General features: G+C 34.1%; 12 protein-coding genes. 3 read left to right on the plus strand and 9 right to left on the minus strand.

Features of this window, described 5'->3' with window-relative positions; translation table 11 throughout:
- Window positions 1-837: 837 nt before the first annotated feature.
- Complete coding sequence (locus QHG57_RS06470) at window positions 838-2064, minus strand: UbiH/UbiF family hydroxylase (protein ID WP_330168969.1); 1227 nt, start codon at window positions 2062-2064, stop codon at window positions 838-840.
- Window positions 2065-2246: 182 nt separating this feature from the next.
- Here QHG57_RS06470 and pcsA point away from each other — a divergent pair, with 182 nt between their 5' ends.
- The 3 genes from pcsA to QHG57_RS06485 are packed head-to-tail and all read left to right on the plus strand — an operon-like array spanning window position 2247 to window position 4541.
- Window positions 2247-3059 carry a phosphatidylcholine synthase gene (pcsA, locus tag QHG57_RS06475; RefSeq protein WP_330168970.1) on the plus strand — a complete coding sequence of 271 codons (813 nt, stop codon included), beginning with the start codon at window positions 2247-2249 and terminating at the stop codon, window positions 3057-3059.
- A gap of 25 nt (window positions 3060-3084) precedes the next feature.
- The gene (locus QHG57_RS06480) at window positions 3085-4131 is read left to right on the plus strand and encodes an enoyl-CoA hydratase/isomerase family protein (RefSeq protein ID WP_330168971.1); all 1047 of its coding nucleotides are present in this window, start codon (window positions 3085-3087) and stop codon (window positions 4129-4131) included.
- A complete protein-coding gene (locus QHG57_RS06485; protein WP_330167594.1) occupies window positions 4128-4541 on the plus strand; it encodes a DUF6163 family protein in 414 nt (137 codons plus the stop codon). The genes QHG57_RS06480 and QHG57_RS06485 overlap by 4 nt, the downstream gene beginning before the upstream one ends.
- A gap of 77 nt (window positions 4542-4618) precedes the next feature.
- Here the strand turns inward: QHG57_RS06485 and QHG57_RS06490 are convergent, their stop codons facing one another.
- From QHG57_RS06490 to QHG57_RS06525, 8 genes are all read right to left on the minus strand, one after another.
- A complete protein-coding gene (locus QHG57_RS06490; RefSeq protein ID WP_330168972.1) occupies window positions 4619-4966 on the minus strand; it encodes a hypothetical protein in 348 nt (115 codons plus the stop codon).
- Window positions 4967-5070: 104 nt separating this feature from the next.
- On the minus strand, window positions 5071-5880 hold the full coding sequence (locus tag QHG57_RS06495; protein WP_330167595.1) for an MBL fold metallo-hydrolase: 810 nt from the start codon (window positions 5878-5880) through the stop codon (window positions 5071-5073).
- 10 nt (window positions 5881-5890) lie between these two features.
- A complete protein-coding gene (locus tag QHG57_RS06500) occupies window positions 5891-6664 on the minus strand; it encodes a TatD family hydrolase (protein ID WP_330168973.1) in 774 nt (257 codons plus the stop codon).
- Entirely contained in the window at window positions 6654-8213 is a 1560-nt protein-coding gene (metG, locus tag QHG57_RS06505; protein ID WP_330168974.1) for a methionine--tRNA ligase, read from the minus strand. Before metG ends, QHG57_RS06500 begins: the two co-directional genes overlap by 11 nt.
- Before the next feature lie 76 nt (window positions 8214-8289).
- Window positions 8290-9333 carry a DNA polymerase III subunit delta' gene (locus QHG57_RS06510; protein WP_330167598.1) on the minus strand — a complete coding sequence of 348 codons (1044 nt, stop codon included), beginning with the start codon at window positions 9331-9333 and terminating at the stop codon, window positions 8290-8292.
- On the minus strand, window positions 9330-9974 hold the full coding sequence (gene tmk / locus QHG57_RS06515) for a dTMP kinase (RefSeq protein ID WP_330167599.1): 645 nt from the start codon (window positions 9972-9974) through the stop codon (window positions 9330-9332). Before tmk ends, QHG57_RS06510 begins: the two co-directional genes overlap by 4 nt.
- A gap of 28 nt (window positions 9975-10002) precedes the next feature.
- Window positions 10003-11166: a D-alanyl-D-alanine carboxypeptidase family protein gene (locus tag QHG57_RS06520; RefSeq protein WP_330167600.1), complete on the minus strand. Its 1164-nt coding sequence runs from the start codon at window positions 11164-11166 to the stop codon at window positions 10003-10005.
- A gap of 955 nt (window positions 11167-12121) precedes the next feature.
- Window positions 12122-13039: a septal ring lytic transglycosylase RlpA family protein gene (locus tag QHG57_RS06525; protein ID WP_330168975.1), complete on the minus strand. Its 918-nt coding sequence runs from the start codon at window positions 13037-13039 to the stop codon at window positions 12122-12124.
- Window positions 13040-13611: the final 572 nt, after the last annotated feature.

The raw sequence follows: 13611 nt of genomic DNA on the forward strand, positions 1-13611 counted from the left end.
GCTATAGTCTATAATTAAGTTTTCTCTATTTCATATCAGTATGCTAAATATATAATACTTTTTAATAAAAAATGATTTATATTAATGTTACTTATAGATGTTTTATTAGAAAGAACAAAAATATTTTTTACATTAGTAATAGATATGATTCGAAATGTAATATTAAACATAGAACGATTATATCGCTTATTATTTCTTATTGATAACACATAGATTTATAATGGTGACTCATTGTTTTATATATTAAATAAGCATCTAAAATATCGTATAATTCTTCCATTTCAAATCTGTTTATTCTAAATCAATTAAAATCATTCGTACGTCATAAAAGGAGCTAGCGTATGATAAAAGGATAAATAACGCTTCTTAGAAAGACTTCCAGATATAAGGGGTGTCTAGAAATTAGAGGATGATAAATATAATAATGGCGCAAGCTTGTTTCTTCATAAGCGTTAAAAATGATAGCGTTTAATAGTTTTCCGTTTATACCACTAACGGAGTGTCATTGTGAAACGGGTTTAGGTTTCAGATGTTACTTTAAAACGAGCACGTAAATTAATAGAATGAACACTATAGTATAAATTTTTTACAAAAACTTTTGAACGATACTCTGAATTATATTTCTTAAAAAACTAAACAATTCCTTTTTGTTATGCGTAAGGCTAAATTCTAAAACATTCTTAAATATTTATATCAAAAAATGTATAGTAGAACATTGTGTTTTTAATGGATAAAATTACTTTCAAAACGCATTATTAAAAATAATTATTTCTTTGGTTATTGATATCTTATGAACTTATTATTATTTGTCTATTTTACATTATTACCCATGATTGCTCAGTAGAGCTGTTTAGATGATTTCATTGGAAATATTTGCATAATTTTTTTGAATCCATAACCGGGATATATTCCTTCGCGCATAAATAAATTACGTAATGGTGAGAAACTATGTAACAAACCAAGCCCAACGCTTCGTATGATATGAACAGGCAACATGTGAGAAAGTAGAGCAGAGTTAAGTGTATGAACAGCTCCGCTTCGGATTAATATATCTGGTTTGCGGCATTTATTATAATGTTCAACAATCATTTCAGAGTTAGAATTGGATATTTTATTGGGTAAAATATCAATCAAAGTTTGGACATCACGGAATCCTAAATTCAATCCCTGTGCCCCAATAGGGGGGAAAACATGAGCGGCTTCACCCACTAAAATTGTTCGATTAGCAGCAAAATGATGAGAAAGAAGTCCTGAAAGCGGCCATGCTTGAATTGATGTTTCTAAGCTTAGCTTTCCAAGCATTGATTGCATTTGGTTTTCGATCATTTTTGCAATTGCTTTTGGTTCTATATTCAATAATTCCTCAGCACGAGAAGGATGAACAACCCATACAAGACTAGATCTTCGCCCTGGTAGTGGAACCTGTGTAAATGGACCATGTTCTGTATGAAATTCGGTTGATGTATTTTGATGAGAAAACTCATGAGAAAAGTTGAGAACAAGTGCTTTTTGTGGATAACTCCACTGTTTGACACTTATCCCTGCTGCGGCACGTGTAAGAGAGTGACGTCCATCAGCTGCTACAACAAGTGCTGCTTGAATGACTTTACGATCAGCAAGAGTAATACATACATGATTTTTTGTGTGATGAAAAGATTTAGCTGCAGAAACAAATCTTGTAATATTGGGCGTATGTGTAACAGCATCGACTAAAGCACTGTTCAATTTTACATTAGGTATATTGTAGCCAAAAGCTTTTTCACCAATTTCAGCAGAAGAAAAATGCACCGTAGGAGCATGCACAATTCTAGAAGTTATATCTATAATTCTCATGTACGATAAAGCAGCGGCATGTTTTTGAAGATTATTCCAAATATTGAGTTTTTGAAGCGTGCGTATTGCAGGCATCATAAGAGCAGTTGTCCGTAACTCATCTGTATGAGCAGGGGGGCCAACAAGAAAAACAGAAAGCCCCTCACGTGCAAGACTCAGTGCTGCTAACATTCCGACAGGACCTGCACCAATAACAGCAATATCTTTATGCTCTTTCTTTTCAAATATCACAACGATTTGAACCTTTATCTATTGAAAAAATATTTTAACATTTCCAAATGATCACTCTCTTTTTATTATATGAAGCTCTTCTATTATAGTATGTAATAAATAATGCGATATAAAAAAGTAACCTTTTTATGATTTTTTAAAATGCTGAGTTATATCATCGGTAAAAAATGGCGTATTGATAGATGGTTGAAGACTTTAAAAACGAGGATAAGAAAACCTTGAAACGTAAACTAACAAAGGAAATCAAAAAAAATGCTAAATTATTACGCCATAAAAAAGTAACAATGCCACAAGCAAAGGCCTTTTCTGTTCATTTACTAACAGCTTCGGGATCATTTTTAGCGTTTCTTTCTCTTATATCAGCCTCTCAAAAAGAATGGACAGCTATGTTCTGTTGGCTTGGGCTTGCACTTCTCGTTGATGGTATAGATGGACCAATTGCACGCAAACTTGATGTTAAATACGTTCTTCCAACATGGTCTGGAGAGCTGTTAGATAATATTATTGATTATGTGACCTATGTCTTAATTCCTGCTTTTGCACTCTATCAAAGTGGTTTTATGGGGGTAGGGTTATCATTTTCATTGAGTGCAATTATTGTTATTTCATCTGCTATTTATTATGCAGATACCAGCATGAAAACCAAAGAAAACTTTTTTAAAGGATTTCCTGTTGTTTGGAATATGATGATTTTTACACTTTTTGTCGTAAGACCCGGCGAGTGGTTTACTTTTATCATTATTGTTTTATCGGCGATTATATCTTTTTTGCCAATTTATTTTATCCATCCGGTAAGAGTCCTTCGTTTACGGAGAATTAATTTTCCAATTTTTCTCTTATGGTGTTTTTTTGGTGTTTCTGCATTCTTTTATCAACTAGAGGCTCCCTATTGGGTTAAAATAGGAATTTCGGTAACAGGAATTTATATATATTGTATCGGTGCAATCATGCAAATGTTTCCTCAACTTGGGGTAAAAAATATAAAAAAACAATAAATAGTTGTTTTAAGAAGGGTATAAGATGCAAATTGATTTTGGAGCAGATGATGATATTTCTTTTACGAAAGAAGGACGTGCTGGTCTTATAAAGCTCACACGCCCTTCAGCATTAAATGCTCTTAATCAACGAATGGTTTCAGCTTTAAAAAAAGCTCTCAGGACATGGGAAACAGATGATAATGTTTCTTGTGTCTTAATTGAAGGAGAGGGGCGTGCTTTTTGTGCTGGTGGAGATGTTGTAGAAATCTACCATATGGGAAAAAGCGCTTCTGCTTGTCAATACTTTAGTGATGAATATAGTCTAAATGCTTATATCAAACGTTTTTCAAAGCCCTACATTTCTTTCTTAAACGGTATTTGGATGGGAGGAGGGGTAGGTATTTCTCTCTATGGTTCGCATCGAATTGTTACAGAAAATACAGTTTTTGCTATGCCAGAAGGTGCTATTGGATTTTTTCCAGATGTAGGTGCAAGTTTTTTCTTACCATCTCTTCCCAATCATTTTGGCATCTATCTTGCATTAACAGGCGCACGTATAAAGTGGGGAGATTGCTTAAATTTGGGATTAGCAACACACGCCGTTGCTGAAATTGAATTCGATATGATTAGAAAAGCTGTTATTGAGCAAGGAGATCCTACTTTAGCTTTAAACGAGCGAGCAATTACAAAAGACTATGAAACGAGTCATGAAATACGTTGTATTATTAACACTTGTTTTAGTGCCCATACCTTAGAAGAATGTCTTGAGTTGCTACATAAAAAAAGTAATGAAGGTATTTTATTTGCTAAAGAATGTTATGATATTTTGCAGTCACGTTCTCCGATAAGTTTAAAAGTTATCTGGAGACAAATGAAACAAAATTCATCTCAAACATTGGAAGATTGTATGAAAATTGAAAACCGCATTGCACATCATATGATTAATTCACATGATTTTCATGAAGGTATACGTGCTATGTTAATCGATAAGGATAAAAACCCGCAATGGCAGCCAGATAAACTTTCAAATGTGACAGATAAAATGGTAGATTCTTACTTCCAACCTGTTGAGCAAGAGTTATTATTGTGAAAAATAATTCACGCAAACGGATTTCAAAAATAAATTTAATCTATAATTGTTATTTACGGCTTTTAGCACTTATTTGCTTAGTCCTAGGTATTTGTTATTGGATACGCCTTGTTGGTGTTTTTCCAGGTATTCTATGGCGTTTTGATCTTATGCCTTGGCAGTGGCAATTTGCATCAGCTATATTGGCTATTCTCTATCCTATTGCCTTAGTTGGACTTTGGATGTATTCACTATGGGGTATCATTGTGTGGTGTATTGCAACATTGATTGAAGCAATAACAATATATTATTCCGATTTTATTTATCAGCCATTTATACCATTATTTCATGGAATATTATTTTTAGCTTTTATAATACTACAAATTATGATGATTTTTTTAAAAAGAATAAAAAATAAAAAAACATTGTGATTGAAATTTTCGAGCCAGAATAACAAGCTCGATTTTCAATCTTACTTAACTTAAAAGACCATCAGGTCATAAAGTTTTTAAAAGTAGCTCATTCCATAAAGTTCCATAATATATATTATGCGATAAAACGATGCTGAAATCTCATTACTTTCATTTGATTTTACATCCATAAAAAACAAAGCAGGTACAAATACAACACTTGCTGCTGCTAAAGCCACGTTTTTATTTCTTGCTTTAGAACGCTCTGCAATTGTATCATTAATCTGACGTTTATTAGCAAAAAACTCTCGTTGAATATCGGCACAACTCATTGATCCGTCATGTATCGTTGTCGTTGAAATATTTTTTTCTAAACGCCCTCCACATGCTGTCAAGGAAACCGCTAAAACCACAATACATACACCCCGCTTAAAGTTCTTATACATAAAATCCTCATTTTTGACATAAAAAAAACTAATTATGTTAAAAATGAAATAAAGGATAAATTTAAAAGTATTTTATTTAACTTAAAATATCGCCCATAATAAGCTTACACATCTGTTTCAAAAGTAAAACCTTGATATGCAGGTTTTACATAGGATGGAACATAATTTATAACCTTGTTGTAATCCAACGATCTGTCCATATGTGTAAGTATTGCTTGTTTTGGCATTAAATATTCTATCCATTGTAATGCTTGATCAACAGAAAAATGACTCGGATGGGATTTAAATTGAAGAGCTTCAATAATGAGAACATCCAAATCCATTAATTTGGATAAAGTTTTTTCAGGAAATTCACTAACATCCGTACAATAGGCAACATTCCCAATCCGAAAACCTAAGGAATGAATGTTTCCGTGGTGTTGTAAATGTGTATTGACGCTTATTGCTCCGCCCTGCCCCTGAATAATAAATTGGCTATCTTCATTGATAAGATGCTCTTTTAAAATGGGAGAATAAGATGAATCTTTTGGTGTTTGAAAACAATATCCGAAAGCACTTTTGAGATGCTCTAGTGTAAATCTGTCGGCATAAATATCTATTAAACATTTTTGTGCAAGTGCATAGCTGCGTAAATCATCGATACCATGGATATGGTCTGCATGAGAATGCGTATAAAGAGCAGCATCAAGATGGCTTACACGCGCATCAATCATTTGTGAGCGAAAATCTGGACCTGTATCAATAACGATCGTTGTTTTGTCTCCTGAAGGTTTAATACGTTCAACTAATAAAGAACTTCTGTAACGTTTATTTTTAGGGTTATTCGGATCACATGTTCCCCAATCACCATTGGGTCGTGGCACTCCTGGAGAAGGACCACAACCTAATATTGTAAATCGGTATTGATCACACATATCTTTTGCCTTATTTCATTTTGCTAAATAAACGAAAAGCATTACGCGTTGTTATTTGAGCTGTTTCTTCAATGCTTAAGCCAATTATTTCAGCCAAAACAGCTGCTGTATAGCATACAAAAGATGGTTCATTTGTTTTTCCCCGATGGGGACTAGGTGCTAAGAATGGAGCATCTGTTTCCACTAACAAATGCTCATGGGGCACAATTTTTGCTATTTCACGGATTTCAAGTGCGTTTTTAAAAGTAAGAATACCTGAAAAAGAAATATAACCACCAAGTTCAATTCCAGCACGAGCAAGTTGCATTCCAGACGAATAACAATGAAGGATAAAGGGAAAAGCTCCTTCCTTTATCTGTTCACGTAATATTTTCTCCATATCGATATCGGCATTGCGTGAATGTATAACAAGAGGAATCTGTGTTTCTCGAGAAGCAATGATATGTTCTTGAAAAACTTTCTTTTGCTCTTCTGGTGTAGAATAATCATAATGATAATCAAGCCCCCCTTCCCCAAACGCAACAATTTTAGGGTGATTCGAGAACTTTATAAGTTCTTCCGCTGTAATATTTTGTTCTTCATGCGCATGATTGGGGTGTGTTCCAACGGAACAAAAGACTTGATCATAGCTTTGCGCAATGGCTAACAGCTTATCTAACTTATGAACATGGGTTGAAATTGTTACCATACGTTTAACATCAGCATCTAAAGCCCGTTGGATAACATTATCCAAATCTTGTGAAAAATCTTCAAAATCAAGATGACAATGTGTATCAATCAACATGATGAGTATCTTCTTTCTTCAAGACGTAACGAGGAAAAATTGGTTCTGGTGGTGGAAGATCAAGTCCTTCTTGAATTTTTGAATGGCTTATATGATACAATAACCGATCATCTTCAGCAACCGCAAGGCTATCAAGAAGCCTCGCTGCTGATTGGGGTATGAAAGGCAAAAGCATAATTCCTATTCTCCGCAAGATTTCTACAGTTATATAAAGAACTGTAGAAAATCGTTCTCGATCATTTTTACGTAAGGTCCAAGGTTGTTCGTTGGCAAAATAGCGATTGGCATCTGCTACAATTGAAAAAATAGCTGAAAGTGCTAAATGCATACTATAAGAAGACATAGCTTGGTGTACAGTTTCAAGTACGTGAAGAGATTGTTCTAAAAGCTGTTTATCTTGAGCTAAAAATGAAGTTGCTCTAGGGACTTTTGCATCACAATTTTTGGCAATCATAGACAAACAACGCTGTGCTAAATTACCAAGATCATTAGCAAGATCAGCATTAATACGGTTCACAAGGCTTTCATGACTATAACTACCATCTTGTCCGAATGGCACTTCACGGAGAAGGAAATAACGGACCTGATCAAGACCATAATGATCAACCATTTTAAAAGGATCAACGACATTTCCAATAGATTTTGACATTTTGGCACCACGGTTAAGTAAAAAACCATGTGCAAAAATATTTTTAGGCAATTCAATTCCAGCAGACATTAAAAATGCCGGCCAATAGACTGCATGAAAACGAATAATATCCTTACCAATAATATGCGTATTTGCAGGCCAAAAATCACATTTTTTTGAATTTTCATTGAAAAAACCAATTGCTGATAGATAATTTGTAAGCGCATCAACCCAGACATACATCACGTGCTTTGGATTCTCAGGAACAGCAACTCCCCAGTTAAAACTTGCGCGTGAAATAGAGATATCTTTTAAACCTGATTTGATAAAACTTATAATTTCATTACGCCGCTCAAATGGAGCAATAAAATCAGGATGTTTTTCATAATATTCAAGAAGAGCCTTTTCATAATGAGAAAGTCTAAAAAAATAACTTTCTTCTTCATTCCATTCAACTGGAGAGCCTAATTCCTTCTCACGACGGATGTTATCTGGTCCAATTTCCGTATCTTTTTCTTCATAATAGGCTTCTTGGCGAACCGAATACCACCCCGTATAACGACCGAGATAAATATCGCCATTTGCTTCCATCTTTTTCCAAATTTCTTGACAAGCTTGATAATGGCGTTTTTCTGTCGTACGGATAAAATCATCGTTAGAACAATTTAATACTGCAAGCATTTTTTGAAACACAGCACTATTACGATCTGCAAGTTGCTGAGGTGTCACGCCTAATGCTGCTGCGGTTTGTTGCATCTTTAGACCATGCTCATCTGTACCAGAAAGAAAAAATACATTTTTTCCGTTTAATCGTTGAAAGCGGGCTAAGACATCGCTTGCAATTGCACTATAGGCATGTCCAATATGTGGAGCACCATTAGGATAAAAAATGGGAGTTGTTATGTAATATGTGTCACGCATGTCATACTCGTTATAAAACGCTATAAATAAAAGATATAATGACATAACGTCTGTTCATCACATTGTCACGGAAAAACTAATCCTCATGAATGATCTTATGAACTTTAAAAAGTAAGTTAATAACAAACTGCTTTTTATCGAGATTAAACAGTTGTATTTCCTCTATTTCTTGATGAATCTCCTGCCATTTTTTAGCATATTTTTTTGAGAGAAATAAATCTCCCTTTTCAACGAGCATGATAGCTTTTTTTTGAATTTTATTAAGAATTTCATCACAAAATTGTTGAAATTGGAATGTAGAAGAAGCAGATGAAAATGTTTGTGCAAGAGTGTGTACAGTCGTTGCGTTACAAATTGGTTTCTCTAGGAGAGCATCAATTGTTTTAATAATTTCAAGACCGCCATGGCAAATAAGTAAAGCAGCTTTTCGAGGACTTCCTTTGGATTTTTTAACAATCATTTCAATTGTTTTCTCATCAGGTAAATCCTGATTGGCGAAAATATGTGTAATAACTTTTTTCATTTCATCGTTATTCAACGGACGAAAAGAAATTTTTTGACACCGAGAATGGATTGTTGGAAGCAATTTTCCTGAAGAATGCGCGATAATAACAAATAACGTTTTTGTAGGTGGTTCTTCAAGTATTTTGAGAATTGCATTTGCTGCATTTCTATTCATATCATCTGCAGAATCAATAATAACAATACGCCATCCATTATCTTGCGATGTTCGGCTTAAAAAATGCATAATATCACGAATATCATCAACAAGTATTCCTGTTTTAAACTTTTGCGTTTTTACATCAAATCGACGTGAAATATATAAAAGACCAGGGTGGCTTCCTTGTGTAATTTGGCGCCATGGAGTAGAATAAGGATCGGGTTTCAAGAAAGCCCCCTGTTGAGAACTTAAAATGTTCCAAGCAAGATGAAAGGCTAATGTAGCCTTTCCGATCCCATACTCTCCTTCAAATAATAATGCATGATGCAAACGCTCTTCTTTAAGCATTTGTGTCAAAAAATGACGAACATCCTCATGACCAAAGACAACACTATTCTGGGACGGTGATAAAATTGTATCAATATCATCATATTGGCGTAAGATATTTACATTACTCATGAAAGTTGATCCAACAATAGCTGATGACAAATATTTTTTATTTGATGTGCAATGGCTTCCACTGAGCCAGTGGCGTCAATGACTCGAAATCTATGGGGTTCCTGTTTGGCCAATCGAAGAAAAGCTTGACGCCTTTGTTCTTGAATTTCTAACTGATCTTTTTCAAAATAATCAATTTCTTCTGTTCTTTTTCTTCGTAAATTTGCACGCTTCATACCACACATTGCTGGCATATCTAATAAAAATGTTAAATGAGGAAAGATACCATTGAGCGCAATACACTCTAAAACAGAAAGAAGAGAAGAACTGACTGTATCATTGAGACCTTGATAAACGCGTGTAGAATCAATAAAGCGGTCACATAAAACGATTTTACCTTTTTGCAAAGCAGGTGCGATAACCTCGGTCATATGGTCGACACGTGCTGCTGTAAACAAAACAGTTTCAATCAACGGCCCATACTGTTGCACCTGTCCCGACAACAAAATATGCCGGATTGCTTCTGCTCCTGGCGTTCCTCCTGGTTCTCGTGTTGTGACAACATCATAACCTTGGTGAGAGAGAGACTCAGCAAGTAAAGAAATCTGCACCGTTTTTCCTACCCCGTCCCCTCCTTCGAATGTAATAAAATAGCCTGACACGTATGACCTTAACCTTATTAGCGTGTAACTACAAATATTTCCGTAACCATCCAATTGTTATTTCATAGAATGCATTTTTTACTTTTGCAAAGAAACTTCCTTCCTGAACATTCATTCCGGCAAAAACTGGTTTTTCCAAAAGAACCTTTTTATCTTCTAAAATTTGAATAACGCCAACTGATTGCCCAGAAACAATGGGAGCTTTCAATGGACCATGATATTTAATTTTTGCTTTAACATTTACTTTTTTTTCATTCGAAAGCATAAAACTTATTGGTTTTTTAACAATGAGTGGAACAAAATTTTGCTTACCACCATAAACAGAAGCACGACCAACCGTTTCTTCTTTTGTGAAAATCGTTTTAAGATCAAATGCCGTCATTCCCCATTGAAGAATGCGTTCTATTTCTTTTGTATATTTTTTACTATCTTGCAAACCATTGATTGCTAAAAAAAGACGTCGATGATTTTTAGAAATACTGGCAACCATTGAAAAACCTTCTTTTTCACTGTAGCCAAAACCAAATCCTTCTACACCAATTTCCTTAGAAATAAGAGGGTTTTTATTCCGTTGAAAAATATTATTCCACGTAAAATGAGGCTCACAATAAAGTGCATAATAATCCGGATATTTCTGAACAATATGACGTGCTAATATAATCATATCACGCACTGTGACAAACTGTCCCTCTTCGGGTAGCCCTGTTGCATTAACAAAATGACTCTGAGATAACCCAACTATTTTTGCGCGCTGATTCATCAGTTTTGCAAAATGAGCCTCATCTCCTGATATTCCTTCAGCAAGAATAATAGCAGCATCATTTCCATTCACAATAATTAAACCACGTAAAAGATCAGAAACACTGATTTCTGTCTTTATCTTTGCAAACATAGTGGTTGTACCGGAAGGTGCTCCACCTTTGCGCCAAGCATTTTCACTAACCTTGAATTTCTGCGTACTCTTTAATAATCCCTTCTTTAAGTGATGAAATACGACTTCCACTGTCATCAATTTTGCTAATGAAGCAGGAAAAAAAGGAATATCACTTTGTTTTTCATAAAGTATTGTCTCTGTATTATCATCGAGTAACAATAATTGTGGTGCAGAAATTTGAAAATATTCTGCTCTCCCCCACGTGTCAAATGCCAATACCCCCCATAAGGTCAATAAGATCCTTAATGTTATATACATAGCTTCTCCTCCCATCCCAAAGATCAACATAAAGAATCTTATATAGGAAAAAACTTTTCTATTGCCGCAAATTGAGAAATTATTGATAACTCAAGAAAAGCTTTTATTTTTATTCAGCGTTAGTAAAAGTAATATGATGCACTTTTTATCTTCCATCTAGGTTAAGTTTAATATTTTAAATTATGAGAGACGAAAAGATTTTTTATTTATAGTACATTGATTTATTATCCTATTTTAAACTTCTATCTGATTAAAAATACTGTAAGATTCTTTCGTTATATTGCCTCTCATATTGAATTCAATAAAATCGCTTTCTTACGCGTCATAAGTAGGATTCGTATATGGATAAAAATTATTAAAAAAAAAGAGTAAAAATACTTCTGATCAACCTCTCAAGTGTTAAAATTATCGCACAAAACATTAGGGGCTTGCAAAGTGTATGATGGTGTCGGTTTATATCTTCATAAGTGTAAAGATAGTGATGTCTAGAGGGTTACAGTTATACCATTCACAGACGCTATCGTAAAATAGGCTTGTAGCGTATTGAAATATGTCTCTTTTAAATAAGTACGTGAGTTAGCAATGTTAAGTGTATTTTGTTTGAGACGCCCTGTTTTTAGTGAGGGGACTTACTCCATTAAAAAACATGATAAAAAAAGAATGAGGTAATACATAATCTCTTCACAAGATATTATCCTGGATACTTAGGAAAACTGCAAAGCCGAATCAAAAGAAAATATTTTTTACTTGTTAAGCTTTTTATTCCTCTCAAATTGAAAGTATAGTTGTTCTGGAGATTACACAAACAGACCCGGTACAATAATCTACTCTTTTCTAGCAAAAGCTATTACAGCAAGAAAAGTCGCGCTTTAAGATGAAAACCCTACACTAAATCTGTAAGTTTTTATCTTTTTTACTAGAAAATTATATAGATAAAAAATCAACGCATTTTTTCTTAAAACAGCTGCAACCAATTGACCTTCATTTTTTTGTTTAGCTTATTTATAGAGGCAACTTGATCGAATGGCATCGGCTTATCAAGCATGATAGGACCAATTTCTGGCAATTTAACTGCAACAGTTTTATTACGCTGTTCCTGTTCAACAGCAGTTGCTTTAGCTAATTCTTCTTTGTTTCCTGTATTGCGCTGCTCTTTTAACAAAACAGTTTCTCTTTTTTTCGAAATATTTTCCGACGCTAATGAATATGAGGCAGCATTTCCAGGAGTATAAGAGGCCATTAAATATGCACCATCATAATAGCCAACGGGCGCTTCAGCAATATATTCTACTTTAACATCTGCAACCCCCCTATCTACATACCCCAGTATTGCCGCAGCTTGCCTTGATAAATCAATGATTCTGTCTTTCATAAAAGGTCCGCGATCATTCACTCTAACAATGAGTGAAGATCCATTTTTCAAATTAGTAACACGAGCATAGCTAGGTAGAGGCATTGTAGGATGAGCAGCAGTCAAAAGATTCATGTCATAAATTTCACCGTTGGCAGTTAAACGTCCATGAAAATCTGAACCATACCATGATGCTTCGCCAACACGTTTATACGTTGGATCATTTTGAGGATAATACCACTTTCCTTTTATTTGATAAGGTTTACCAACAATAGCTCGCCCACGCTTTTTTTCTTCCGATTGATTCTTCTTATTAGATACTTGTTGAGGTAGTACAGAAGTGTTTACGTCAATTGGTTTATTATGATAGGAATCTTTTATATGATAGGAATCTTTTATTGAAAAATTCATAGTTTGGCTTGCGCAACAAGATACCAGTGACTGAGAAATGACGATCATAGAAAACAATTGAAGCGTTGGTTTAATAATAAAAGTAAATTTCTTTTTTCTATTTGAAGGCATCTATTCAGTCCACTTATTTCTGTTAAGTACTACTGTAAAAACCACGTCACACTTTTTGTACGCGACGGAAGAGTTTACGTTTTTAAATGATTTCCCTCGCGCATATACCACTCTTGAATTTTCCCCTTCTATCAAGAAATTAACATATTGTTAACCTTTTTGTGGTTTTCGTAAGAAATAAATGTAGTTATAGTAGATGTTAAAAAGAATAAAAATTAAACAAATCAATGTCTTATAGAAAAATCATTTCATAATATAAACTGTGAATAAGTAGTGATTTTAGTAACTTGTTTTGCGAATCATGTAATATAGTGGGCATTAAAAAATTAACCTATGGAAAATTAACCTATGGATTGCGAAAATTAGCAACCACGTGTGGCTGCTAACGCAGGTACGACCGTATCGTAAGCTTAAAGTTCTTTTTTATTGGATAGGAGACAGTATAGCATCGCTCTATACCAAAACAGCTGATAGAAGATGACAGACTATAGAATCAATAAAAAACTTCAAAAAGAATCGGAACAATAAAAAAGAACAAAAACAAGAAAGATTCTTAAATTTTATATAGTCTA

Origin of the sequence: Bartonella grahamii subsp. shimonis, from assembly GCF_036327415.1 — a bacterium.
GTDB lineage: Bacteria > Pseudomonadota > Alphaproteobacteria > Rhizobiales > Rhizobiaceae > Bartonella > Bartonella shimonis.

Excerpts from the sequence above, each read along its gene's own strand:
- QHG57_RS06490 (WP_330168972.1), bottom strand. The coding sequence starts at position 4,966 with ATGTATAAGAACTTTAAGCGGGGTGTATGTATTGTGGTTTTAGCGGTT.
- pcsA (WP_330168970.1), top strand. The coding sequence starts at position 2,247 with ATGGTTGAAGACTTTAAAAACGAGGATAAGAAAACCTTGAAACGTAAA.
- QHG57_RS06510 (WP_330167598.1), bottom strand. The coding sequence starts at position 9,333 with ATGAGTAATGTAAATATCTTACGCCAATATGATGATATTGATACAATT.
- metG (WP_330168974.1), bottom strand. The coding sequence starts at position 8,213 with ATGCGTGACACATATTACATAACAACTCCCATTTTTTATCCTAATGGT.
- QHG57_RS06500 (WP_330168973.1), bottom strand. The coding sequence starts at position 6,664 with ATGTTGATTGATACACATTGTCATCTTGATTTTGAAGATTTTTCACAA.
- QHG57_RS06520 (WP_330167600.1), bottom strand. The coding sequence starts at position 11,166 with ATGTATATAACATTAAGGATCTTATTGACCTTATGGGGGGTATTGGCA.
- QHG57_RS06525 (WP_330168975.1), bottom strand. The coding sequence starts at position 13,039 with ATGCCTTCAAATAGAAAAAAGAAATTTACTTTTATTATTAAACCAACG.
- QHG57_RS06495 (WP_330167595.1), bottom strand. The coding sequence starts at position 5,880 with ATGTGTGATCAATACCGATTTACAATATTAGGTTGTGGTCCTTCTCCA.
- QHG57_RS06480 (WP_330168971.1), top strand. The coding sequence starts at position 3,085 with ATGCAAATTGATTTTGGAGCAGATGATGATATTTCTTTTACGAAAGAA.